Genomic DNA, 24,746 nt, shown 5'->3' on the forward strand with positions numbered 1-24,746 from the left:
CTATTGCCTATTGCCTATTGCCTATTGCCTATTGCCTATTGCCTATTGCCTATTGCCTATTGCCTATTGCCTATTGCCTATTGCCTATTGCCTATTGCCTATTGCCTATTGCCTATTGCCTATTGCCTATTGCCTATTGCCTATTGCCTATTGCCTACTGCCTATTGCCTTTAGAACGATGCTGCATCCCGATACCATTGATGACGTGAAACAACGGATGGACATTTATGATGTCGTATCCGAACAAGTGGTGTTAAAAAAACAGGGGAAAGACTTCGCAGGCCTCTGTCCCTTTCATGAAGAGAAGACCCCCAGCTTTACCGTTAGCCCTAGTAAACAGATGTTTTACTGCTTCGGTTGTGGCAAAGGGGGCAATGCCATTACCTTCTTAATGGAAACTGGACAAGCCTCCTTTTCCGATGTTGTTCTCGACCTGGCCCAACGGTATAACGTCCCCGTTCGCACCCTCGATCGCGACAAACAAGACGACTTCCAACGCACCCTGTCCCGGCGGGAACAACTCCACGAAATTCTCGCCCTCGCCGCTCGCTTCTTTCAACATGCTCTCCATCAACCCCAGGGAGAAACCGCCCTACAATACTTAAAACAAGAACGAGGTTTCAGTGAGGAAACCCTGCAATCCTTTGAACTCGGTTATGCACCTGAAGGCTGGGATACGCTGTATGGGTATCTTGTTCAGCAAAAAGACTATCCCGTCGAACTCGTAGAAGCCGTTGGTTTAATTATTCCTCGGAAACGGGGCAGTGGCCATTACGATCGCTTCCGTAATCGCGTCATGATTCCCATCCACGACAGTCGCGGCCGGGTGATTGGTTTTGGCGGGCGCAGTCTGGGAGATGAACAGCCGAAATATCTCAACTCCCCCGAAACTGAACTATTTGATAAAGGCCAAACCCTCTTCGCCCTAGATAAAGCCCGTCAAACCATTGCTAAAGTCGATCGCGCCGTCGTGGTCGAAGGCTATTTCGATGCGATCGCCCTCCACGCCGCCGGAATCTCCGAAGCCGTCGCCTCCCTCGGAACTGCCCTCAGCGAAAGCCAAGTCAAACAACTGCTACGCTACAGCGAATCCAAACAAGTCCTCTTTAACTTCGACGCCGACGCAGCCGGAACCCGGGCCGCCGAACGGGCCATTGGAGAGGTGGCCAACCTTGCCTATCGGGGCATGGTGCAACTGCGAATTTTACAAGTTCCTGGGGGCAAAGATGCCGATGAATTTCTCAAAACCTCATCCGCCGAGGCCTATCTCCAACTCATCGAACAGGCCCCCCTCTGGATTGACTGGCAAATTCAACAAATTATCGGCGATCGCGATCTCAGCCAAGCCGATGTCTATCAGCAAGTGGTGCGCCAACTGGTAGACCTCCTCAGCCAACTCCAAAACTCCACCAGCCGCACCCACTATATTCACCACTGCGCCCAACTCCTATGTCAAGGGGATTCCCGACGAGTGCCCCTCCTCGAAGAAAACCTCGGCGTTCGCTTACGACGTTCCTTAAGCCGAGACAAAGCCAAACAGCACTCTAAACCCAGCGATCGCCCCCCCACTCCCGAGACTCAGGCCCCAGAACTTGAGGACATTCCCGAAGACCACGACGAGGATGCGGACTTACAACTACCCATCGACAGCGATCGCGCCCTCATCGAACAGGCCGAAGCCCTACTCCTGCAAGCCTATCTCCATTGTCCCGACGAGCGATCGCTCATCATCGCCGCCATCGCAGACCTCGAAACCCGAGACATTCACTTCAGCCTCGCCCCCCATCGTTGGTTATGGCAACATTTAGAAGCCCTGGCCCCCAACCCCCAAGACGATGCTGGGGTATTATTTCAAAAGCTACAACAACACTATCCCGACGAGTCCACCATCCTGCAACAAGTCACCCCCCTATTCCAGCCCAGCGAACTCGCAGAACTTGCCATGCAACGAACTGCCCTAGCCGTCCGTTCCGCCACAGCGGCGATCGAACGCACCATCTGCCAAAAACGCTATCGTCGCCTCCTCCAGTTATGGCAAGACACCGATCCCCGAGACCATCCCCAACAGGCCCGTGAGTATCAAGACCAACTCTACGCCGAAAAACGGCACATGGATCACCTCGATCGCACCCGCCAAACCCACCTCACCGAACTCGTCAGTCTAACCCTCCCTCCCCCCTCCTAGAGTCATCCCCTGTTCCCTTCTCCCCCCTACTGCCTACTGCCTACTGCCTAGGGCGACCACAAGGGTACGCCCCTACGTTGTTCTCTGTTCCCTATTCCCTCTCATGCCCAACATCCTCGAAACCCCCGAACAACAAATCGCCGTTATCGAAGCCAACGCCCTAAAAATCGCTGAAGTAGCCGATCGCGGCCATGAAGACAGCGGCGAAAAAGGAACCGTCGTTTTGCTGCGTCAACTCGAAGACAACAGCCCCAACCTAGAAGATTGGCAATTCAAATATCGTCCCATGAGTCGCCTTGACGATATGCTGTCCGACTGGAAACAAGGCAAATTGCAAGAGATGATTATCCGCTATAACCCCGAAGTCTCCGTCGTCTGTACCTTCCTCTATCCCAACGGGGCCCATAGTAGTTATCATTTCGGCAAACCCGAACCTGAGTGATACGAGACTATGTTTCAGGCGACTCGCCGTCGACTGGTGTTGTGGTACACCAGCATCACCGCCCTGTTATTGCTGCTGTTTGCCACAACCGTCTACTTATATGTGCGCAGTACCCTGATCGATCGCGTCGATGATACCCTCAAACATTCCTTAGAAGTCGTCGAGCGATCTCTGGCCATCGAAGAACAGCCCCAAGCCAACGGCGTCCCCCAACTGCGTCTGAACCTCGACGCCAGTTTTGGCGAGAACGCCGATAGCCTAGAAGAAGATCGCATTGATATCGAATGGTTTAGCCCCACCGGGGAACTCCTCTGGTCCACCCTCAGAGAACCTCTTAACGTCCCCATCACTGCCACTCGGACCCCGCAAACGGTGTATTTGCAGGACGGAAACTCCCCCGAGAGTCGTCCTATCCTACGACAAATCGCCCAACGCATTAGCCGCGATCGCCAAGTGGTGGGGTACTTACGAGTCAGTCATCCCTGGTTTGAAATTGCCCGCCCCAGTCGTGATTTAGCCTTAGATTTGGGGTTCGGGATCACCGTCATGATTGCCTCAGTGGCCGCCATGGGTTGGTGGCTGTCTGGCTTAGCCATGAAGCCCGTCGGGGAGTCCTATCAGTATCTTAAACAGTTTACTGCCGACGCCTCCCACGAGTTACGCAGTCCCATCGCCAGCATTCAAACCCAAGTCCAGGTTGCCCTCGCGGACCCCGATATTGCCGAAAATCCCAGTTCCCGGACCCTGGAAAACATCGAACGCCTCACCCGACGACTGGGGCGGTTAGTGGATGATTTGCTATTTCTAACCCGACAGGAGAGTGGCATGGTTCCCTGGGAACCCCAGCCGGTGTCCCTCGATGCCCTGTTATTAGAAGTCATCGAAGAACAAATGGCGATCGCCGCCTCAAAATCGATTCAACTAGAGTTCCAGATTTTAGATCCCGAACCCACTCCCAGCAAACCTCATCCAGAGGGGACAGATGGGGATGATCCCTTTTCCGTCTTGGGAGATTGGGACCAACTGTTTCGCCTCTTCCTCAATCTCTTAGGCAACGCCCTACGATATACCCCCGACGGTGGCGCAATCCAAGTCACATTAGGCTATCGTCTCCCCAGTCGTCCTCAGAAATCCAGCAAAGTTCCAGGAACCGTCCAAGTCACCCTTACCGATACCGGAATTGGCATTCCCCCCGATGCCCTCCCCCATGTCTTTGAACGCTTCTATCGCGTCGATCCAGCTCGTCGCCAGGACTCTGGGACACTCTCGGGATCGGGATTAGGCCTGGCGATCGCCCAAACTATTGTCCAACGTCACGGGGGTGAAATTCGCCTTGACAGTTGCCTCAATCAAGGAACCACCGTGCAAGTCACCCTAAGCGCCCATCTCTCATCTTAGGGAGTCAAGCCCAGATCTCCTCAAATCTTGCCAATTTTCCCCCAATCCATGGATATTCCGTGCCCACCCCTCCTCACCAGCCATGATGTATCTCTCTCCCTAGGTAGGGAAAATTTAAAGGAAATTTTGCTATTCATAAAGATGGGTCTCCTTAAATTTGGGGATTTTGTAGTCCATGTAACGTTTCTAATCATCACAAGCCTGTAAAAAATGTTAATATTGTTTTAACAATTTTGGCTTACCCTTCAAAGGTGGCTGCAAAAATGAGAGGCAGACACTTGAAACTGCTCAAGGACTCTCACGGAATGGGAGGAACTCTTTCTAGAGATTGAATTCCCACAAACCATTGCAGGACAAGGAAGTCTGCCATCTAATCAGATTGAATTGACCTGATTTAGCTTGCGTATATTTACTTAAAAAAGGGGGGAGGTTATCCAAAATCAAAACTCCATCACTTAAAAGTTTTCAAAAACTGGATTTTGACCAAATATAACCCATTTCCAGGAAATTTAGGCTCGAAAAACGCCCAGACTTCTGAGAATTCAACGGGCACTATCTATCTAATTCTTATTTGAGTCAATCGTCGCCCTATCGGGTAAGGCCCCTGACTCCACTCATTTCAGTTCCGTTGTTGGCGCTTGCCATCCATCTCTAAACCCTTATAGTTCCTATGACATCCTTCCTCACTTTCTCCCAAAAATACTCCTCGATTTCACCCCAGCCTCTACTCCATCCCTCCTCAGTTCCCGTGATGGATTCGGTATTCAATCGCATGAGTGAAGCCAGTTGGCTCATCGATTGGCCCAGCAGTCAACTGTTATCCCTCAACCCAGCCGCCGAACAACTCTATGGGCGATCGCTCCCCCAGCCCAATCAAGCGTCCGGCCTCTGGCTAGAGACCATCGCCTGGAAAAATCGCAGTTTTGTCAGAAAATCCATTGACAAATATCTACGCCATCGTCAAAGCAACCCAGATCACCCGGATCTCATCCTGGAATATAGCCTCATCCGTCCTGACGGCCAGGAACGCTGGGTGCGCAGTCAAATTTGGCAGTTTCCTGGTGGTTCAGGACAGCAACTGCAAGGCTTAACCCTCGATTTGACCGCACAGCGGGAACTCTATCAACAAAAACTGCAATTCGAGAAACTCACCACCAATATCCCTGGGGTGATTTATCAATACGTGCAACGGCCCGATGGCTCATCCTATTTTTCCTATATGAGTCCCCGTTGTCATGACCTCTATGAACTAGACGCAGCGGCCCTAGCGGCAGATCCGAATCTGGCTTGGAGTTTAATTCATCCTAAGGATTTGGAGCGGTTTAAGCAAAGTGTAGCCGAATCAGCTCAAAATCTGACCACCTGGAACCATCAATGGCGTAACTATACCGGCTCAGGCAACTTGAAATGGCTCTCGACCACTGCCCAGCCGGAAGAACGTCCCAATGGGGATATTGTTTGGGATGGCATGTTGACCGACATCAGCCAACAAAAACAGGCGGAAATCGAGCGCGATCGCTTCTTCAACTGCGCTCTGGACTTGTTCGCCATTATTAGCTTTGACGGCTACTTCAAAGCCATCAATCCCGCCTGGGAGAGAACCTTAGGCTATTCCCTAGACGAGTTGAAATCTCAACCCTTTTTAAGCTTCGTCCATCCCGATGACCGCCATCTCACCGAAGTTGAAGCCGCAAAAATTGCCACCGGACATCACACTCCCTGGTTTGAAAATCGCTATCGCACCCGTAACGGGGACTATCGCTGGCTAGCCTGGCGTACCGTCAGCCTTCCCGAGGAAGGGGTGATGTATACCAGTGCCCGAGATATTACAGAAGAAAAACAGGCCGCTGCCGAACGGGAACGGCTCATTACCATTCTCGAAGCCTCACCGGATTTTATCAGCAGTGCCGATCTCCAGGGCAATGTCACCTATATCAATCGAGGTGGACGAGATATTATTGGCCTCGATGCTGATGAACCCGCGAGTCACTACGACGTGGAGGATTTCATTCCCGAGACGGTGGTGAATCTGTTTGAAACTGAGGCGATCCCCACAGCCTTGCAAGATGGAATTTGGCAAGGAACCGCTCAACTGAAACGAGCCGATGGAACCTGCTTCCCGGTTTCTCAAATCATCCTCCATCATCCGGCCAGCGAAAACCATGACGGCTATTTTTCGACGATTGCCCGAGATGTCACGGAAAGCCAAGCCATCCAAGAATGCTTACGCCAACAAGAAGAGTTCTTACGTAGTATTTATGACAGTCAGGGGAACTTGGTCTTTGTCTTAGATCTCGCCGACGATGGGGAATGGCGCTATTCCGATTGGAATGCTAGTACCGAAAAAGTGGCCGGAATCCGCCGCGAGGAGATTCGTGGTAAAACCCCGTTGGAGGTGTTTGGCCCGATGATTGGCCAAAATTTCCTCGATGGCTATCTTCGCTGTCTAGTTACGCGGGAGACGGCCACCATTCAACAAACCTTCCCTGACGGCGATCGCATCCTCTATTTCCAGGCCCATCTCACTCCCTTGTTTGATGCCCAAGGACAGATTACTCGCATCGTCGGTAATGCCACCGATATTACTGAACGCAAGGAAGTTGAACTGGCCCTGAAAGCCTCCAAAACTCGCTATCGTTCCTTGGCACAACAAGAAAAACTTGTCAATAATATCTCCCAGCAAATTCGTAAGTCCCTGGATCTAAAAACCTTACTCGATAGTACTGTTCAGGCCGTGTACGAACTCTTGGACGTCGATCGCTGTTATGTCCTCCTCTACAATGAAGACTCGCAACTCCCTAACTTACAACTAGCCACTGAAGCCAAACGAGATGATCTCCCGAGTCATTTAGAAGACTATCATTCTAACTTCTTTGCACTATTGCATCATCTTCTCCAGCAACGCCATTCGCTGCGAGTTGATCAGGCGGCGGATATCGAAGATGACAGATTGCGGTACAAGGCGAACCAACTCGGCTATCAGTCCCTACTGCTGTTTCCCATCAACAGTGGTGACGGACACCTCGGAACCCTAGCCTGTAGCCGTGAAATCGCCGCCAAACCCTGGCGCGATCGCGATGTGGAACTGCTCGAAGCGGTCTGCGATCGCCTGGCCATCGCTATCCAGCAAGCCATACTTTACCAACAATCGCGACAGTCTGAACAACAGGCGATCGCCAAAACCAATCAACTCGAAGCCACCCTCAAACAACTCAAACAAACCCAAACCCAGCTAATTCAAGCCGAGAAGATGTCTGGCTTAGGGCAATTGGTGGCTGGTGTTGCCCATGAAATCAACAATCCGGTGAGTTTCATCTTTGGCAACCTCATTCATGCCAAAGAATATAGCCAAGACTTACTCGAACTGATTGCCTTATATCAACAGCATTGTCCCGCACCCCATCCTGAAATCACCCAGTTCATCGAAGAGATTGACTTAGACTATCTCACCGGGGATATGCCAAATCTGTTGAGTTCCATTGAAACCGGGGCCTTGCGGATTCAGAAAATCGTGCGATCGCTGCGAACCTTCTCCCGACTCGATGAAGCCGAAGTGAAAACCATCGATATCAATGAGAGTCTCGACAGTACCCTCATGATTCTATCGAGTCGACTCCGGGGAAATCAGGGCCACTCCGACATCGAGTTAGTCTGTAACTATGGCCAACTTCCCCCCGTCGGCTGTTACGCCGGGGCCTTAAATCAGGTCTTTCTGAACCTCATCAACAATGCGGTGGATGCCATTCAAGAGGCGAACCCACTTCAGGGCCGCCTGACCCTAGAAACCGCCGTCAGTGAAGACAACCGCATTCAGATTAAAATCAGTGACAACGGTGGAGGTATTCCCGAGGAGGTCTGCGATCGCATCTTCGACCCCTTCTACACCACCAAACCCGTTGGTAAAGGTACTGGACTGGGCCTCTCCATCAGCTATCAAATCATCGTCGAACGACATGGGGGAACTCTCACCTGTGACTCCACTCCTGGAGAAGGGAGTACCTTTATTGTTGAGTTGCCCCTGGACCCTCAGTCGAGTTCTAGCTGATCCTCATGGGGACTGTCTTGAGCAATCCCAAGGAATTGCCCCTAGGGGGTTTCCTTGGTCTGGCTGTGATATTCCCGAGCAAAATAGTCTCGCAACAGTCCATGGACAAAACGATAGCCTCCTCCCACCCGTTGCAAAAAACCTCGCTCAGTACAGTAGCGTAAAAACTTACTATAGTTCCAAGGACTATAGCCAAACAGCCAGAGCGTTACCCGCAAGGCAGCATGAGAAATCACACTATTCAAACCTCCCGCAAACGCCCCAAACAAAAACCCCAACACCACCCCTTCCCGAATCAGTTGCACCCAGGTCATTGGCTCATTGAGATAATGTAGGGACAGCGGAATTAAAAAGCCCACGGGGACGAACATCAAGCCAAAAATAAAAGCATTGGTCAAAGAGCGATAAATTCCCTGATTGTCTTCGGTTTTTGTATCAATTTCTCCCCCCACAAAAGCTTCTACTAAACCGCCAATCACCCCCACCACAGTCCCAAATACCTGACCCACCATAATCCCACCAATTACGCCAATCCAAACTCCACCGAAGCGTTCCCCAATTAGTCCTCCGGTTATCCCCCCCATGAGTCCCACTACCCAACCGAGAAAGAGGCTTTTGGTAATCACCAATGAGAGATGTTTTGAGGCTAATTTACGAGAAAAATGAATGGTCTCAACGGTTTTAATTTCTCGGATCAGTCCTCCCACCAAGCCCACCATTAAGCCAACGACTAATCCTCCTAATATGCCACCAATTAAACCTTTAGCTAAGCCATAAATTAGACTAAATATCAGCCCCACAACTAGCCCTAAAATCACCCCTAAAACCAATCCATACACCAGTTTTTGAGGCTTTTTTTGTAAACTATAAGGCTGTAATTTTTCAATAAAAAACTCGGTTTGATTGTCTTCAATCAACTGTGAAGCTAACCACCCCACCCAGCGTAAGGTTTGCTCATCATCTTGATAGGGTTTTTGACCATGGCGAGTAGCCGGTAAATTGCCTCCTCCCAAATAGCGTCGTTGCAGTCGGGTTTGCACATACGCCTGAAATAACACCTGCCGCCGCGTTTCAGGACTAACGGACTGTTGCCAGAGTTCTACGGGTAAGTGGTCACTCGCTAAGACCAAAATATTGAGAAATAGGGGCGATCGCGCTAAGCCATGGTCGGGGTCCATACTGTCGCTATCATGGCGAATCGCCTGCCAAAGCCAGTCACAATGAGCCTGTTCGAGGTAGGTTTGGATTTGCCGATCGCTCAGGGGTTGTAAGACTAACGCCCCATTTAAGCCCAAATGATGGTCATAGAGTTGATATTCATCCAAACGACAGCACACCACCAGAGGCGTTCCACTCCAATCGGGGAGAAACTGGTTGAGGGCCTGGATGCAGCTTTCTTGACGCTGGGACATCAACTCATCTAAACCATCCAGGAGGGGAATAATCCGCCCGCGATCGAGCCATTTCTGGGCAATATCTTGGCGAATGCCATATTTGAGTTTAAGGTCGAGGATGATCCAACTGCGGATATCTTTAAACCCAGCATTCCAGGCCGATAGGTTCAGGAGTACTGGAACCGGATGGCTGAGGCTCGTCTCGGCCCGTTCAATGAGGGTTTGGGCCAGTTGCAGGAGGACTGTGGTTTTCCCGGAACCGGGGGCCCCGAGAATGAGTAGACGTCCTCCCACATCGGGGCGATCAAAGGTGTCAATAATTCGGGTCTTATCGCCAAGACTTTCGGGGGGAGCGTTCCCCACCTTCACATCCACAGACCAGGGAGTAATCACCTGGCTGGGATCTTCAGCGGTCTGGAGTTCCAAATCAACCCGATGATGGAGCGATCGCGACAGTCGGCCGGCGACCTCATTCTTGACTGCATTCAGCAGTTTGGCTTCACTCCCATCCCGTGACGCAGCGGCGGGATTGCCGAAATTCTGCACCATTTGGGAAATATTGACCTGCGCCCCATCATTAGGATTGATACCCTGTTGTTTAGAATCGCCCCCCATTCTCCTCCTAGCTAAAGTTTTGCTGAATCGTCTCGTTGAAGTTGGCGGTTCCTTCGTTAATGACAATCCCCTGTTGTTTGCGTTGGTCAATCTTGATTTCCATTGGCGGGAATTGTCGTTCCACTTCATCCACCACGGCGGCCAGTTGAGGATCTTGGACTTCCTCCTGCACCATCTGGGCCACTAACTGGGGGTTATCAAAGGGGTTCTCGGGGGTCTCGGCGTTGGCGAATCGTGATTGCAACCGTTCCCCGAGTAGACTGACCCCATTTTGCAGATGAGTCGACAAACTCGATGCGGCGGATTTCATCGGGGGGAGGGCGATTTCCAACATTTCCTTGGAGACCATCTGACCGGTATTTTCAGCGGCCTTGGTCAACATCACCGAGGCAATTCCTGCCAAACCTAATTCGAGGGGCCCCATTAATCGATTTCTCCTAATTTCAATTTACCAGTCTTCTTTAACATAGATTGCTGCCAAAAAACAATGTTGGGGTGAGGGGTCCTACACTACGGCCAAGGGAGTGGAGTCAAAAAATTAGGTGCATCTGAATGCCATTAAATATCATGAAAACTTGGAGGTGAATCATACCTAATTACAGTATTAAAAACTCTTGAGGTCTTTACGTAGCAATAGTTTTAGGTGTTTTTATCTAAATTTATTGAATGCCTAAAAACTTGTATTTTTATGTTTTCAAGATCGTCTTTATATGAAACTTACGAAGTCCTTTAAATCCAGTATTTATGGAACCAATGAAGGGTGAACCTCTATATGAGTAAGACCCCTCATCACAGAGAGTCAATTTAAGTATTCAGACATCTACAAAAGGAGAATCGGCCTCTTGCCCTCCTCATCCGACCTGTCCTCGGGCAATTCCTTGCCCTTGCCTCTCACCATACAGGCGAGCGACTGTCACAGAGTGCAACAAAATTTGCGGGAATCTACGCAGATACTGTAGAGAGTTAAGGTAACAAACCCTTTCAGACCTTTTCTATAACAGCTATGGCTCATACTCCCTCTATATCCAGCCAACTCCCCCCCCAAGAGCAACTGAATCTAAAAAACTCCCTAGATTACAGCCAAGTCAACTCCCTGACCGAGGTATGGTCGATCGCCAGCGATCGCTTCCAAAACCTGACGGCCTTAGATAACCCCCACGATGACCCCCCAGTCAAACTCTCCTATCGGGATCTCTGGCAACAGATTCAGACCTTCGCTACCGCCTTACAAAGTCTGGGCCTAGACTCACTCGATGACTTACCGCCGCGCGTGGTGCTGTTCTCGGAAAACAGTCCCCGCTGGTTCATTGCCGATCAGGGGATTATCGCCGCCGGGGCCGCCGATGCGGTGCGATCGAGTCAAGCCGATCGCGATGAACTCCTCTACATTGCCCAACATAGTCAAAGTCGGGGACTCGTCCTGGAAAACCTCGCCACCCTGGAGAAGTTGCAATCCTCCGACGATGAGGAGTTACGTTTGAGCCAGGATATCGCCTGGGTGGTGTTACTCTCCGAGGAAACCCCTCCCGAGGAGACGCCTTTCCGCCTTCTCAACTTCAGCCAATTTATGGCCTTGGGGGATGCGGCTCGCTTCAAACTCCCCCAGAGCGATCGCAGCACCCTGGCTACCCTTATCTACACCTCAGGCACCACCGGCCGTCCTAAGGGCGCCATGTTGACCCATGGCAACCTCTTGCATCAGGTTAACGCCTTCCGTCATGTCTTCGTCCCCCAAGCGGGCGATCGCGCTCTCAGCATCCTCCCCAGTTGGCACGTGTACGAGCGCACCTGTGAATACTTCCTCCTCTCCCAAGGGTGCGCCCAACTCTACACCAGTCTGCGCTACTTCAAAAACGACCTCAAAGAACACCAACCCCAAATCATGATTGGTGTTCCTCGTCTGTGGGAATCCATCTACGAGGGAGTGCAAAAGAACTTCCGGGAACAACCGGCCAACAAACAAAAACTGGTTAACTTCTTCATCGGCATCAGTCGCCGCCATCTTCAGGCGCAAAACATCCGCGATGGCCTCACCCTCGATGCCACCCCTCCCTCGGGCTTAGAACGGCTCATGGCCCGCTTACAAGCCCTCGCTCTCACCCCCCTCCATGGCTTGGGTCATAAACTGGTCTATAGCAAAGTTCGTGCTGCGACAGGGGGAAAAATCAAGTTTCTCATCAGTGGCGGTGGCTCTTTGGCGCAACATATCGATGAATTCTTCGCCATGATCGGCATTAAACTGCTAGTGGGCTACGGACTGACGGAAACGGCCCCCGTCTTAACGGTACGTCGCGCTTGGGCCAATTTACAGGGGTCGGCGGGACTTCCTCTCGTGGAAACCGAAATCCGCATTGTCGATCCTGAAACCGGGCGTTTACTGCCGCAAGGGGAACGAGGATTAGTCCTAGGGCGAGGCTCTCAGGTCATGCGGGGCTATTTTAACAACCCAGAGGCCACCGAAAAAGCCATTGACAGCGAAGGTTGGTTTAATACCGGCGATTTAGGCTGTTTACTCCCCGGCGGTCACCTGCGTCTGACGGGACGGGCGAAAGATACCATTGTTCTGAGCAATGGTGAGAACATCGAACCCCAACCCATTGAGGATGCTTGTGTGCGCAGTGCCTATATTGACCAGATTATGCTGGTAGGACAGGATCAGCGTCAATTGGGTGCTGTGATTGTTCCCAATTGGGAGGCCCTGGCTCAATGGGGAACGGCTCAAGGACTGACGGTGAATAGCGAGGCGGTTCCTCCGTTAGATCTCAGTCAAGAGCCGGTGCAGCAACTGTTCCGGGAGGAACTCAGCCGGGAGGTGAAAAACCGTCCTGGCTATCGGGCCGACGATCGCATTGGCCCCTTCCGACTGGTACAGGAGTCGTTCTCGATAGAAAATGGCATGATGACCCAGACCCTAAAAATTAAACGGCCGGTTGTGCAGGAGCACTACCGCGATACCATTAACGAGATGTTTGGGTAGGTTCTTCGGCCAACTCTCCCGCATCAACACCCTATCAAGAGAGATTCATGGAACTCGACAACTCTAAACTACTGCTCAAGCGCAATATCACCATTGTGGCGATCGTCACGCCTAAGTGGAAGGAAGAGGCACAACAGCAATTGCAAATGCAAATGGATCGCCTCGATAGCCAACTCCAACAGTTGGAAATGCAGGCGCAGCAAGCGGTCTCGGAACTGAAAGCTAAAAGCACCCAGCCTCTAGGCCCCCAGGCGCAACAGCAGATTGATAATTTGCAAATGCAGGTCAATCAGCGTAAGGCGCAGTTCCTAGAACAGAAAAACCAAATCTTGCAACAGTTACAGCAAGTGCAAACCGTTGAGATGGACCAAGAGGTCAGTCAAGGACAAATTGAAAACCTCTTCTATGTCGGTAAAGGCGACAACCTGGTGCAAAAGCTTAAGGTTGAAGTGGTGATTAAAGATGGGGAAATCATCGATATCCGTGGAGAATTGTAGGTCTTAATTGGCGGCGATCGCCAGTTTTATAATTTTTGAGACGTTAGGGGCAGGTTCTGTCCCTTTTTTTGTCTTTTCTTTTCTCAGCTCCTAACGTCAGTGTTTTTACGGAATCATGACCCTGACTCAAAGCTGATTGGCAAATTGCAATTGAGAATCTATACTAATAATTATGTTAAAACAGCTACAGTTGTTCCGCACTACTCTGATGCGCTCCTACGTCTCTGTCTGGCTAACGCTTGCGCTTGGCGCTGTCCTGTCAGGGGGTTCAGCGATTTTTGTCGCAACCCAGGAAGTGCGAACTCTGCAACAGCAATTTCCTAAGCGAGTCAATCATCTTGCACTTGCTTTGCAACAACGAATTGAGGGGTCGTTGCAGGGAACCTTGACCCTGGGACGTTTTGTGCAAACCCATTCCCAAGTGGATGAAGCTCAATTAAATCACTTTACCGACTCGATTTTTCCCCAGTATCCGGGATTACTGGAATTAGGTTGGGCAGTTGACCGTTCTCAAGACGAGTTCAGGACTATCGTAGCCAAACAGTATCAGCTTCAAGCCCCCGTGATGGCGGCAAACCTACCTGAGATATTCGACGATTGGGCCCTGACGAGCGCCAGACAAAGTCGCCGGGTTCAGGTTAGTCGTAGCCAATTTAACCCGCAATTTCAGGATTACCTGTTTAATGTCTACTATCCCATTTATGAGCAGATTGTTCAGGCGGAGGAAGACATGACCCCAGAAGACGACGAGTCAGTCTTCTTAGGGGTGGTGTATGGAACCTATCACCTCAAACAAATGCTGCGGTTGACCCTGGGAACCCTAGATATCCGCAATCTGGATTTCTATTTATTCGAGATGACCGTGGATATCCTCGACTCATCCCTGCTGAAAGAAAACTCGATGGCCCAGGAGAACTTTTTGTTCTTCTATGATGCCGAAACTCGCGCTCTGGAGTCTAATTGGCAGCAGGTTCCCGAAATTCCTAAGGCTGAGGGGTCCTACTGTCCCGTACAGCCCAATCATAACTGTATTCGCAGCCTTAATGTGGGCGATCGCGAGTGGTCAGCATTGATTGTGCCACGGCTAGACCGGGGCCAATTGTCTTGGCGCGTGGGGAGTACCCTCGCCATTGGCCTGCTCTCGACGGGGTTGCTGGCCAGTTATCTGCGATCGCTCCTTAAAGAGCATAACCGAACTGAAGCCCTCAATGAACGGCTCAGTGCTGAACTCGACATCTCACGACGACTTCAGCAAATGCTCCTCCCCACCCCCCATGAACTCAAAAAAGCCGGTGAACTGGAAATCGCCACCTACATGGAACCGGCCGATGAGGTGGGGGGAGACTATTACGACATCCTCATCGGCGAGAAATCCATCAAAATCGGTATCGGCGATGTCACGGGCCATGGCTTAGAAAGTGGCGTTCTGGCCATCATGGTCCAAACCGCCGTCCGCACCCTGGAGGAATGTCAGGAAACAGACCCCCGTAAGTTTCTCGATGTCATCAACCGCACCATTTACCAAAATGTACAACGGATGCAGAGTGACAAGAACCTCTCCTTATGCCTGATTGACTATCACGATGGCCTCCTGAAACTCAGCGGCCAACATGAGGAGGTCATTATTGCCCGTGAGGAGGGAATTGAACGAGTTGACACCATTGATTTAGGCTTTCCCATCGGCCTGGACACCAACATTCTGGAGTTTATCCATGGTCACCATCTGTATCTAAACCCAGGGGATGTGGTGGTCCTCTATACCGACGGGATTACGGAAGCCGAAAACCAGCACAAACAACTCTATGGGATTGAGCGACTCTGTCAGGTGATTAGTCAGTCCCGTCAATGCACCGCCGAGGTCATTCTCCAGGGGGTGATTGAGGATGTCCGCCGTCATATTGGCCGACATAAGGTCTATGACGATATCACCCTGTTGGTGATTAAACGCCGGTCTCACCCCTCCTCCTCAACGGGAGAGTTTATTGTGGCGAAAAGCGCCGTCCCAAGCCTTCGGTGAGGGAATAGCTCATGGCTTGTAACCACAGCCAGAGGGAAGGATAGCGTTTTTCCGCCCAGGGTTGGGCCCAACGGCTAAAGCGGGGAATCCAACTGAGACTCCAGCCGACTAAGGCTTCTTTGGTGAAGTTGAGATAACTCCCCGTCCAACGCAGCAGGTCCCAGGGGCCGGCCAGTTGCCAAATCCAGAGGAGAATTTCGGGATGTTGGACGGCGGCTTTGAGGGCCAGGCGGTTGAATAGGCCCCAACTGGTGCGGTCTTTGATGAAGGTTTCAGCCACCTCTAGGGGTTCGTCGGCCAGCAGGCCAAAGAAGACATTGAGCATGGCGTTGATTTTTTCCGGGGCGATGCTTTTACCCGTGGGAACCATCATCCCTTTGGAGAACAGCCAGGTGACGGCGACGTTGCTTTGATAGGCCCGAATGCGATCGAGATTGACTGCATCTAGGAGATCATGGGTTAGGGCCGTATCCAGGAGTTGCGTCAGCCGTTCCATGTTGCGCACTAAGGAGCCGAAACCGGTGAAGATGAGGGGAGACTGCAAGGAGGCGGCGTCGCCAATGGCTACGAGACGGTCCCAGGCCACTTTGCGATCGCGGCTACCTTGGCTAAAATGTCCGGGGATATAGCCGAAGGTGGCTTTACGCCATTGCAGCTTGTCCACATCACAGCGGCGATATTCGGGCAAAATTTGGAAGAAATCCTCGTACATCTCCAACAGGGAACCGGGATTCTCGGGGTGGATTTCGTGATAGTGGAACAGATAAATGGTCACTTCTCCATCGCGGCCGGGGAAGAGTTCCCAAATCAGTTGTCGCCCTCGGGAAATATCACCGTGGGAATTGAGAACATCACCAAATTGATGGTCCCACACTTGGGGGTCAAAGCCTCCAGAAATGGCGGCGCCAACGGTCGGACAGACGCTGTTAAAGGTGCGGCCGCCGTTGAGTTGCCAGGCGATGGGGGAGGCGCTACCCATGGCATCGACGAGTAGGCGCCCCCGAACCTCTTTGGAGTCTCCGCTAGGGAGATGGGTCGCCTGAACCTGAGCCATGGCAGAACCAATTTCGGCGCTGACAAATTCTGTTTCATCCCAAATCACGCCCCCGGCGGCCCGGAGTTTGTCGCCGCAGATTCTCAGGAGTTGTTCGGCATCGACGGAGATATTGAGGACTTTGGGGGTATGTAGAACCTTGGCTTGGGTTCCGGGGGGATTGTTGGCATCGAAGAATTTGTTAAAGCCGTCGATGTATTCGCAGGCGATGACCTGTTCAAATTCTTCGGGGGTAAAGAGTCCGAGGTTAATCAGGCTTTGGAATTCATCGCGGGAGATGTTCCACTCGCGGTTCATGCGTCCGAAGGGTAACCGTTCCATCAGTAACACCCGGTAGCCTCGGCGAGCCATGACGGCGGCGTGAATGACCCCTAAGGCGCCGCCGAGATAGATGAGGTCATAGTCCGGGGTCCCGGAGTTGCTGGCCTCGGTATTGAACTGAACGACTTTTTTGGGGGTTTCGGGGTTGAGAACCCCCTCCCGCCAGCGTTTTTCCCACCAATAGACCCGATTGAGGTCATATTCTCCGTTGGGAATAGCTTGAAAATGCTTGACTGTTTCTGGGTAATGTGGTAGAAGTGCCTCAAATATAGACTGCTGCGAGAGGTCAATTTCTGGCAGTTGGGGATAGTGAGGGGGAAACTGACGTATAGCGTCGCGTTTTAACTGCTTGACGAGTTGACGTTCGCCGACGAGGGGATGCTCTGCCCAGCGGAAGACTTTAAGATAGGTGGTTCGCTGTAACGACCAAACGAATACTGAGAGTTCACCGTCCCCAAGGGGGATGCGGAGTCCATCGGGGGTGGCGATCGCCTCTCCTCGGTTGTCAAGAGTTGGAGGTTGCCAGTCCTGGTGCAGCCAATGGCGAACCGCAGCCGTATCCGGTGTCGGAATTTCCCAGTAGAGAAGTTGTTTCATCACTAAGTTTACTGTTGAGTCGAAGTCACTTGGGTTAAGGTCACTGAGCCTTGTCAAAGTGGGGTCACCCCAGGGAGAGTCACCCAGGTCACTGTCTAAAAAACCGTTGTTTGGGTTGCGTGTGATTGATTATGGATTATTCTATCCCAGAGACTGTACAGGATACGATGGAGTTAGGGCGACAGCCGGTTAGCCCTGAGGTGGTAGCGGCGGCGATCGCGGGGGTGGTGCAGATGACCCGTCGCCAGGGTCGCAGTTTAGACGATTTGCTCTCGGAGGTTCTAGAGGAGGACCAATTTCTCGATGCTGAGCAACGTCATTGGCTCAGTAGTATTGTCCGCCAGGCTTGGGAGGCTCTTTAGGCTCGCTGGAGTGGTTTAGGGGCGGCTGATGACCAGAATCACTCCCGCCATAATCAAGCCCAACCCCACTAGGCGTAGGGGGGAGATGGCCTCCCCGAAGCCAAAATGGCCGATGAGAACGGCGATGACGTAGGCCAGGGCCGTGGCTGGGCCGGCCACGCTGAGGTTAACTCGGGTTAGCAGTAGGATGTAGACCATAGCCCCGGCGGCGTAGCCGAGGAGTCCTAACAGGAGTTCTGGGGTTGAGAGAACCCCCAGCAGAAAGGCGATCGCCCCCTGGGGAGCGGTGGCCCCCAGTTTCAGGGCCCCGGCTTTGAGCAGAAATTGCCCCAGGGAATTGGTTAAAATTGATACCAGAAATAGCACAAACTCTTGTAGCGTCACCAGATTTCCCCATTCGTCAGGATAAAACAACTGTAGAGACCTTAACGTACGCGATTACCATGACTCAGACAACTGCATCGCCTCAAAATCAACAGCAAAGCCAAGCCTGGTTACGGGGCCTTTTGGCCATCGCCTGGGCCGATGGTGATTTTGATAAACGAGAACGGCAGGCGATCGCCGAGATTACCCACAATAACCCTGAACTGGCTCAACAGGATAGCTGCGAGAATGGCATTTCCCCGGGGGAACTGGCCGCGGCCCTGGGGGATGATGCGAATGTGGCGGAGAACTTCCTGAGGACGGCGGTGATGGTGGCGATCGCCGATGGAATTTACACGGTTGGCGAAGATAAACTATTACAAGCGTTCTGTGAAGCCTTGGGCAATTGTCCCGATGCGTTAAGCAATTTGCGTCACACCCTGGAAGACTTGGAAGAGGGACAGGATCGGGTGACCCTCCCCTCCCCAGAGATGGGCAAGTCCCGGTCTGAAAAGGGGAAACCCAAGGGCGATGTTCTCGCTCCTGTGCGACAATGGCTAGACCATGTCGAAGTTCAGGACCCCAAAGTGGCACGGTTTCTCTGTCGGATGATTCCCGCCAATTGTCCCTTTGAACGAGATATCAAGCTATTTGGCAGGAAAATTGTACGTATTCCCGCTATGTGTGAAATTAATCCCCTGTATGAGCAGTTGGTGGGGTTAAGATTTCGCGCTTTGTCTTATCTTGCAGACAAATGCGGTGAAGATGTCAGCCCCTATTTTTAGGGGGCGATCGTCCCTCGTCTCAGTCTCAGATTATGTATACCCCACTCCCCAAGGTGAACGATGCAGTTTATTGATCGCGTTGAAATTGAAGTCGAAGGCGGAACCGGCGGTGATGGCCTGGTGGCCTTCCGTCGGGAGAAGTATGTCCCCGCTGGGGGTCCAGCTGGTGGCGATGGGGGACGGGGGGGGTCTGTGTATCTGCTGGCCACGGACAATCTGCAAACCCTGTTAGATTTCCGTTACGCCCATCGCTTCCGGGCTGAGGATGGTAAACGGGGGGGGAATAATAATTGTACCGGGGCTTCGGGGGGCGATCGCACTCTGGAAGTCCCCTGTGGAACCGTCGCCTATGACCTCGAAACCGGAGAAATTGTCGGCGATTTAGTCGAACCCGGCCAACAAGTCTGTGTCGCCGAAGGCGGAAAGGGAGGTCATGGAAACCGCCACTATCTCAGCAACCGCAACCGCGCCCCAGAAATCGCCCAGGAAGGCCGGCCGGGGCGCATTCGTCAGTTACGCTTAGAGTTAAAACTGCTGGCGGAAGTGGGGATTATTGGCCTTCCCAACGCCGGGAAATCGACCCTCATTTCCGTTTTGTCGGCGGCCCGTCCCAAAATTGCCGATTATCCCTTCACCACTCTGGTTCCCAATTTGGGGGTTGTCCGCAAACCTACGGGAGATGGAACTGTCTTTGCTGACATTCCCGGCTTGATTGCGGGGGCCCATGAGGGATTGGGCTTAGGTCATGAGTTTTTACGTCATATTGAACGGACGCGGGTATTGTTGCATCTGGTGGACGTGACGGCGGAGAATCCCCTAGAGGATTATCGCGTGATTCGCGAAGAGTTAGTGGCCTATGACCGGGGCTTACCGGAGCGTCCCCAGATTATCGCCTTGAGTAAATTGGATGCGTGCGATCGCACTCCCGAAGAAATTCAGGACCTCAGCCAAGCCTTACAGCCCGATTCAGACTATCCGGTGTTACAGATTTCCGCCGTCGCCCAGCAAGGGTTAGATGAACTCCTGAATGCGGTTTGGGAACTCCTAGACCAACGGGAACCGGAGTTTGTTTAAGGCCAGTGCTCAGTCAAACAGAATTTGAGAGGTTAATCTTAGATACTGACAAATCTATCGAGGGCGATATTATCTGGACTCAGGAACGAGAGCCTTGGTTGGGATTTCGCAAAAAAATCACCAGTAGAGCCGACTACCCAATTTTTCTAAAAGGGAGTTACAATCCCTTTATTCCCGCCTTATCTTACGTAATTATTTACGAAGCAATCGGGCGTATTTACGGGTTAGATCTCGGAAAAGCGCATCGCAACCCAGATGGAACTAGAATTGGCGAAAAACATAAACACCGCTGGAATGAAGCACTACGTGATAAACAGGCTTATGTTCCCCGAGACATAACGGCTCCCGTCACAGAACCCAAACAAGTGTGGCAACAGTTCTGTGACGAGGCAAAATTAAGCCATAATGGGGAGATGGAGGCACCCCCCACCAACCAACGAGGGCTATTCTTATGACTCCTGTCAACTCCTGCCAACTCGTAGCCGAGACCCTGGGAGAACGGTACACCTGCTCCCCGGTAAATCGTTTTATACGCATTCGTACCCCTTACCTTTACCCTGATGGGGAAGTCATCGATCTATTTTTAAAGGAACAGAGCCAAGTCTTAACGGATTTAGGTGAAACCTTCCGCTGGCTGGATATACAGACCCTAAGCCAAGGTCTCTCAAACCAACAAGACTTCTTTTTACAAGATATTCAATTGACCTATGGCATTGAGGTCTATCAAGGAATGCTAATCGTGCGAGTCCAGGAAGATTTAGGAGATGCGGTGAATCGTCTGGTTCAAGCGGCAATCTCTGTTTCTAATTTACGATGTTTAAGTCAAAATTGCCAGTAGGGGCGAAAAATTTTTCGCCCCTACAATTGGGTATCAAATTCAACAAATCACACACGATATCCTGAAGACCCGAGAGAATCCCCCACCTGTTTCCTCTTAACCGAAGAGTCCGACCATAAAGGGACACCCCTACCTTATTTCTGTCCTATCCATCCCTGCTATTGCTATAGAACTGTAGTAAGGGCGAAACATATTTCACCCCCACCCAGGGTAGTCTCCCCATCAATCCACTCTCAACACCTGCAACTCCCCAGACTCCCGTAACCCCACCCTCAACCGACATCCCCGTAACCCCGACAACTCCCCAAACTCCTCAAACAGCCAGCGATTGAGGGGACGTTCCAACCCAGACTCTAACATCGTCTTCACTCGCCGTCCCCCAAACAACAAATTCTCACCCTGCTGCATTTGTGCCGTGATGACCTGCATCACCGACTCCTCAAACTGCAACTCCAAGCCATACTTCTGCACCGCTGAAGTCCGTAACTGACCTAAAAATTTAGTGCCAATTTGACTCACAAACTGCGGGCGCAACAAATCAAACACCACAATATTATCCCCAAAACGATTCAACAACTCCGCCCGACCAATCCGGGTCGAAAAATACCAACGCACCTCCTCCCGGAAATGCTGATTCACCTGTTCATAACTAAACCCTTCCGTTCCCTGTCCTTGAACCTGAGTCATAATCCCAGACCGCAGCAACGCCCCCGTTTGAGCATCCGTTAAATCCGACGCACCAATATTACTGGTAAAAATAATCACCGTCTGATTGAAATACGCCGTCCGTCCTTTTCCATCCGTTAAACGACCATCTTCGAGGATTTGCAGGAACTTATCCAACACCCTAGGATGAGCCTTTTCAATCTCATCAAACAGCAAAATACTATAAGGACGTTCCAAGACCCGATTCGTTAACTGGCCGCCCTCGTCGTAGCCCACAAATCCCGGCGGCGACCCGGCTAACTTTTCCGCCGCGTGTTCCTCCTTATATTCACTCATATCAAACCGAGCAAACGCCTCCTCATCGCCAAAAATGAGGCGACTCAGGGATTTAGCTAACTCCGTTTTGCCCACCCCCGTCGGACCGACAAAGAAAAAGATACCCTTAGGCTTACTATTGCGCCCATTGACCTCATTGAGACTAATCCCCACCTTGGCCGTCGTCAACATATCCGTCACCGCCGTAATGGCCCGAGGTTGACCGATGACCGCCTGGGATAATTCCCGAGTCGCCCCGGCGACCTTCTCTCGGTTGAGTTGTTCAAAAGGTTCCTCTCGCCGTCCAAACTTATAGAAATCTACCAACCGCATCACCTCACCTCGATTCAGAGGCAGATGCTGTTGTACCGACGTCACTCGTAAGGCCTCTAAATCCATCGTCTGAAAACCATCGGTTAACTCAGCAAACTCCTCCGCCACTTGGTCTCGGGGAGAGGGTGCAGTTCCATCGGGGGACTGGGTGGGTCGGTCTTGGCCACCGTAAAAATGGCCGCCGAAGCGTTGGATAAAATACCGTCGTTCAGCTTTGTTGGGGGAGGTGACTTGAACCAAAGACAGATAGGGATTGTGGGTATAGAACCACACCGGAACCCGTTTTAAATCACTGGCGAGAACCACCAGCGTATTGCGATAGCCTTGGAGGGGGCCATCGGGCAGGATACAGGCTTCGAGGGTACAGCGTTGCAGGAGAATGAGGGGGTTACGTTCCTCGGGTCCATAGTGGTCGGGGTCGGCGGTGAGCATATCGGCTAAATCAACCACCGCCGCCAGGGATTCGTCTGTTTGCCGGACCAAACTACGTAATTGGGCCAACGCTTCTTCTGGGGGGAGGCGTTGCGGTAGGTTGCCCAGTCGTTGTTGTAAGACAGCGCCAGGATTGGCTCGCGCCGGTGCGCCATTGGCTGGGGGAGAGGCCACCGGGGAACCCTGACGGCGTTGAAACTGTTGTTGCCCTAAGTCGCGGAAGCGTTGTTCCTGGTCAGGGTTGGGGAAGCTGAAGCCGTCGATGCTGTCGTAGCGGAGCGTGAGGTCAAAGTCGAGGTCTTGGAAGTAGGCACTAAGGAAGTCATGAATCGGGAGATAGTTCCCCCGCCAAATTAGGGGGTCGTGAATGTTGCCATAGAGGAGAATGTGGCGACGACGTTGGAGTTGCGTCTCGAATTCATGAATCCAACGGGTGGAGATGGGGGGAATCGTCATGGGGATAGGGGATAGGGGATAGGGAACAGGGAATAGGGAACAGGGAACAGGGAACAGGGAATAGGGAACAGGGAACAGGGAACAGGGAACAGGGAACAGAAATAACGTAGGGGCGTGCCCTTGTGGACGCCCTAGGCAGTAGGCAGTAGAGCGGGGTGAGTTATCCCCTCCAGGGAGGGGTGCCCGTAGGGCGGGGTGGGTTCCCTCCCGGTCAGGGAGGAGTTTGGTGTATTAAGCCTGGCGAGAGCGGGCGGGGCAGACGGTCCGCTTGACGGAGACGGCGATTGGGGTCCTTGCCCTGCCATTGCAACTCGCCCATTTGAACCCCAAACTCCCCCTGTAGATGCTCGTGCATCTCACCGATGACCGCTTCGGCTTCATCACACACCGCCGCCGACCCTCCACCGACCGCCGCCGCCGTTTGCTTGCTGTAGCCTTCCACGTCGTAGAAAATTTCCCCTTCCGTGGGAATGCTGACGCTGATGCCCTTGCCGCTATGACTGGCGGCTCCCAGAATCACCGCACTCTCCGGGTTGTCGGGATGTTCCGCTTCCCGGTAGATAATGCCGAAGCCCAGGGATTCTAGACTTTGGGCGATGCTGTCGGCGATGTAGTCCCGTTGGTCCGCTTGCAGTTGCGACTGGTTGGCGGCATCAATCAGGGGTTGGCGTTGCTGTTGGCAGGTGGCCAGGAGGGGGGCGACCTCCTCGAACTGTTCGGCGGCGATGGCCTGTTCGGACTGTTGGCGGTGCTGGTCGAGTTGGCCGACAGCGGCTGATTGCCAGCGCATCACCACGGGGTCCGCTTGGAGTCCGGCGATGAGGGCTTGGAGACGGCTGAGGTTCTCTTGGGCGTCCCCTTGGCGACGCTGCCACTCGGCTCGACGTTCTGCCACCTCTTGGCGATAGGCCGCTAGGGCTTGTTCGGCGGCGTGCAGGGGCTGTCGGACTTGGCTGGGGTCGCCGGCTTGGATGAGTTGCTTGACAGATTCAAGTTTTTGTGATAAGGATGCTTCCATTTGGGGGGCGAACTTAGCCCCATCGGCAATTTCTAACTGTTGACGCTGCAATTCCTCCAGGGCGAACTTCTGATGTTGGAGTTCCGCTTGTTGTTTTTTGGCTTCGTCATCGCGACGTTTTTGGGCCAGGTGTCGGTGCAGGTCGGTTTGCAGTTGCTCCAGTTGTCGCGAGACTTGGCCGACGGCGGCTTCTGAGGGGGCCTGGGCTAGGGTGTGCTGGAGCTGCTGGAGCTGCTGGTGCAGGCGGTCGGCGGCGTTGGGGTAGAGGTGGGGGTGCTGTTGGGAGAGGGTGCGCTTGAGGGTGTCGGACTGTTGTTGCACCTGCTGGCGACGGGCTTCGAGGCGGCGTTCTTGTTCTCGCGCTTCGGCTTCTTGGCGGCGGCGGGCTTCTTCGGCGGCGCGCTGGCGGCGTTCTTGTTCGAGTCGTTCCCGGCGTTGGCGTTCGAGTTGGGCGCGGCTGTATTTGGGGCTTCCACTCATGGTTGGGTCTCCTTGGCTGATGGGGATATGTCCAGCTTAGGGAGGGTGCGGGAGATGTTCCATGGTAAGTAGATGGAAGTTA

The 24,746-nt window shown here is 52.5% G+C and carries 18 protein-coding genes; 12 read left to right on the forward strand and 6 right to left on the reverse strand.

The genetic code is table 11. From position 1 onward, the window contains the following. Positions 1–178 precede the first annotated feature (178 nt). The 4 genes from dnaG (at position 179) to L855_RS07230 (ending at position 8,070) form a co-directional block, all read left to right on the forward strand. The gene (gene dnaG / locus L855_RS07215; protein ID WP_159791012.1) at positions 179–2,185 is read left to right on the forward strand and encodes a DNA primase; all 2,007 of its coding nucleotides are present in this window, start codon (positions 179–181) and stop codon (positions 2,183–2,185) included. A gap of 103 nt (positions 2,186–2,288) precedes the next feature. Then, complete coding sequence (locus L855_RS07220; protein WP_159786092.1) at positions 2,289–2,627, forward strand: hypothetical protein; 339 nt, start codon at positions 2,289–2,291, stop codon at positions 2,625–2,627. 9 nt (positions 2,628–2,636) lie between these two features. Continuing rightward, positions 2,637–4,025, forward strand: a complete 1,389-nt coding sequence (locus L855_RS07225) for a sensor histidine kinase (RefSeq protein ID WP_159786095.1) — start codon at positions 2,637–2,639, stop codon at positions 4,023–4,025. A gap of 670 nt (positions 4,026–4,695) precedes the next feature. Next, positions 4,696–8,070, forward strand: a complete 3,375-nt coding sequence (locus L855_RS07230; protein WP_246198757.1) for a PAS domain S-box protein — start codon at positions 4,696–4,698, stop codon at positions 8,068–8,070. Positions 8,071–8,111: 41 nt separating this feature from the next. On the opposite strand, the gene L855_RS07235 is transcribed toward L855_RS07230, so the two are convergent. Together L855_RS07235 and L855_RS07240 are read right to left on the reverse strand one after the other, a co-directional pair. Continuing rightward, positions 8,112–10,079 (reverse strand): NACHT domain-containing protein, encoded by a 1,968-nt coding sequence (locus L855_RS07235; RefSeq protein WP_159786098.1) that lies wholly within the window; start codon positions 10,077–10,079, stop codon positions 8,112–8,114. 7 nt (positions 10,080–10,086) lie between these two features. Continuing rightward, on the reverse strand, positions 10,087–10,503 hold the full coding sequence (locus tag L855_RS07240; protein ID WP_159786101.1) for a hypothetical protein: 417 nt from the start codon (positions 10,501–10,503) through the stop codon (positions 10,087–10,089). A gap of 579 nt (positions 10,504–11,082) precedes the next feature. On the opposite strand from L855_RS07240, the gene L855_RS07245 reads away from it, so the two are divergent. The 3 genes from L855_RS07245 to L855_RS07255 all read left to right on the forward strand — a co-directional run bounded on the left by L855_RS07245 (position 11,083) and on the right by L855_RS07255 (position 15,570). Further along, entirely contained in the window at positions 11,083–13,056 is a 1,974-nt protein-coding gene (locus L855_RS07245; RefSeq protein ID WP_159786104.1) for an AMP-binding protein, read from the forward strand. 47 nt (positions 13,057–13,103) lie between these two features. Continuing rightward, a complete protein-coding gene (locus L855_RS07250) occupies positions 13,104–13,553 on the forward strand; it encodes a YlqD family protein (protein ID WP_159786107.1) in 450 nt (149 codons plus the stop codon). Positions 13,554–13,725: 172 nt separating this feature from the next. Continuing rightward, complete coding sequence (locus tag L855_RS07255) at positions 13,726–15,570, forward strand: SpoIIE family protein phosphatase (protein ID WP_219729887.1); 1,845 nt, start codon at positions 13,726–13,728, stop codon at positions 15,568–15,570. Here L855_RS07255 and L855_RS07260 read toward each other — a convergent pair. Further along, entirely contained in the window at positions 15,533–17,542 is a 2,010-nt protein-coding gene (locus L855_RS07260; protein ID WP_159786110.1) for an NAD(P)/FAD-dependent oxidoreductase, read from the reverse strand. The genes L855_RS07255 and L855_RS07260 overlap by 38 nt on opposite strands. A gap of 131 nt (positions 17,543–17,673) precedes the next feature. On the opposite strand from L855_RS07260, the gene L855_RS07265 reads away from it, so the two are divergent. Then, a complete protein-coding gene (locus L855_RS07265) occupies positions 17,674–17,904 on the forward strand; it encodes a hypothetical protein (protein ID WP_159786113.1) in 231 nt (76 codons plus the stop codon). Between the two features lie 15 nt (positions 17,905–17,919). On the opposite strand, the gene L855_RS07270 is transcribed toward L855_RS07265, so the two are convergent. Continuing rightward, the gene (locus L855_RS07270; protein WP_246198758.1) at positions 17,920–18,318 is read right to left on the reverse strand and encodes an EamA family transporter; all 399 of its coding nucleotides are present in this window, start codon (positions 18,316–18,318) and stop codon (positions 17,920–17,922) included. 29 nt (positions 18,319–18,347) lie between these two features. Here L855_RS07270 and L855_RS07275 point away from each other — a divergent pair, with 29 nt between their 5' ends. Genes L855_RS07275 through L855_RS07290 form a run of 4 tightly spaced genes read left to right on the forward strand, consistent with a single transcriptional unit; the run spans position 18,348 to position 20,964 of the window. Continuing rightward, positions 18,348–19,052: a Mo-dependent nitrogenase C-terminal domain-containing protein gene (locus L855_RS07275; protein ID WP_159786116.1), complete on the forward strand. Its 705-nt coding sequence runs from the start codon at positions 18,348–18,350 to the stop codon at positions 19,050–19,052. Positions 19,053–19,112: 60 nt separating this feature from the next. Further along, complete coding sequence (gene obgE, locus L855_RS07280) at positions 19,113–20,126, forward strand: GTPase ObgE (protein ID WP_159786118.1); 1,014 nt, start codon at positions 19,113–19,115, stop codon at positions 20,124–20,126. 5 nt (positions 20,127–20,131) lie between these two features. Continuing rightward, positions 20,132–20,581 carry a DUF6978 family protein gene (locus tag L855_RS07285; protein WP_159786121.1) on the forward strand — a complete coding sequence of 150 codons (450 nt, stop codon included), beginning with the start codon at positions 20,132–20,134 and terminating at the stop codon, positions 20,579–20,581. After that, on the forward strand, positions 20,578–20,964 hold the full coding sequence (locus L855_RS07290) for a DUF1828 domain-containing protein (protein ID WP_159786124.1): 387 nt from the start codon (positions 20,578–20,580) through the stop codon (positions 20,962–20,964). The genes L855_RS07285 and L855_RS07290 overlap by 4 nt, the downstream gene beginning before the upstream one ends. A 222-nt stretch (positions 20,965–21,186) precedes the next feature. Here the strand turns inward: L855_RS07290 and L855_RS07295 are convergent, their stop codons facing one another. Together L855_RS07295 and L855_RS07300 are read right to left on the reverse strand one after the other, a co-directional pair. Further along, positions 21,187–23,166, reverse strand: coding sequence for an AAA family ATPase (locus tag L855_RS07295; protein ID WP_159786127.1), 1,980 nt, complete (start codon positions 23,164–23,166; stop codon positions 21,187–21,189). A 211-nt stretch (positions 23,167–23,377) separates the two neighbouring features. Then, the gene (locus L855_RS07300) at positions 23,378–24,664 is read right to left on the reverse strand and encodes a coiled-coil domain-containing protein (RefSeq protein ID WP_159786130.1); all 1,287 of its coding nucleotides are present in this window, start codon (positions 24,662–24,664) and stop codon (positions 23,378–23,380) included. Positions 24,665–24,746 lie beyond the last annotated feature (82 nt).

The sequence above is a fragment of the Sodalinema gerasimenkoae IPPAS B-353 genome (genome assembly GCF_009846485.1).
In the GTDB taxonomy this organism is placed as follows: domain Bacteria; phylum Cyanobacteriota; class Cyanobacteriia; order Cyanobacteriales; family Geitlerinemataceae; genus Sodalinema; species Sodalinema gerasimenkoae.

Bases quoted from the DNA above. Each gene is read 5' to 3' on its own strand.
- dnaG (WP_159791012.1), top strand. From the start codon at position 179: ATGCTGCATCCCGATACCATTGATGACGTGAAACAACGGATGGACATT.
- L855_RS07220 (WP_159786092.1), top strand. From the start codon at position 2,289: ATGCCCAACATCCTCGAAACCCCCGAACAACAAATCGCCGTTATCGAA.
- L855_RS07225 (WP_159786095.1), top strand. From the start codon at position 2,637: ATGTTTCAGGCGACTCGCCGTCGACTGGTGTTGTGGTACACCAGCATC.
- L855_RS07230 (WP_246198757.1), top strand. From the start codon at position 4,696: ATGACATCCTTCCTCACTTTCTCCCAAAAATACTCCTCGATTTCACCC.
- L855_RS07235 (WP_159786098.1), bottom strand. From the start codon at position 10,079: ATGGGGGGCGATTCTAAACAACAGGGTATCAATCCTAATGATGGGGCG.
- L855_RS07240 (WP_159786101.1), bottom strand. From the start codon at position 10,503: ATGGGGCCCCTCGAATTAGGTTTGGCAGGAATTGCCTCGGTGATGTTG.
- L855_RS07245 (WP_159786104.1), top strand. From the start codon at position 11,083: ATGGCTCATACTCCCTCTATATCCAGCCAACTCCCCCCCCAAGAGCAA.
- L855_RS07250 (WP_159786107.1), top strand. From the start codon at position 13,104: ATGGAACTCGACAACTCTAAACTACTGCTCAAGCGCAATATCACCATT.
- L855_RS07255 (WP_219729887.1), top strand. From the start codon at position 13,726: ATGTTAAAACAGCTACAGTTGTTCCGCACTACTCTGATGCGCTCCTAC.
- L855_RS07260 (WP_159786110.1), bottom strand. From the start codon at position 17,542: ATGAAACAACTTCTCTACTGGGAAATTCCGACACCGGATACGGCTGCG.
- L855_RS07265 (WP_159786113.1), top strand. From the start codon at position 17,674: ATGGATTATTCTATCCCAGAGACTGTACAGGATACGATGGAGTTAGGG.
- L855_RS07275 (WP_159786116.1), top strand. From the start codon at position 18,348: ATGACTCAGACAACTGCATCGCCTCAAAATCAACAGCAAAGCCAAGCC.
- obgE (WP_159786118.1), top strand. From the start codon at position 19,113: ATGCAGTTTATTGATCGCGTTGAAATTGAAGTCGAAGGCGGAACCGGC.
- L855_RS07290 (WP_159786124.1), top strand. From the start codon at position 20,578: ATGACTCCTGTCAACTCCTGCCAACTCGTAGCCGAGACCCTGGGAGAA.
- L855_RS07295 (WP_159786127.1), bottom strand. From the start codon at position 23,166: ATGACGATTCCCCCCATCTCCACCCGTTGGATTCATGAATTCGAGACG.
- L855_RS07300 (WP_159786130.1), bottom strand. From the start codon at position 24,664: ATGAGTGGAAGCCCCAAATACAGCCGCGCCCAACTCGAACGCCAACGC.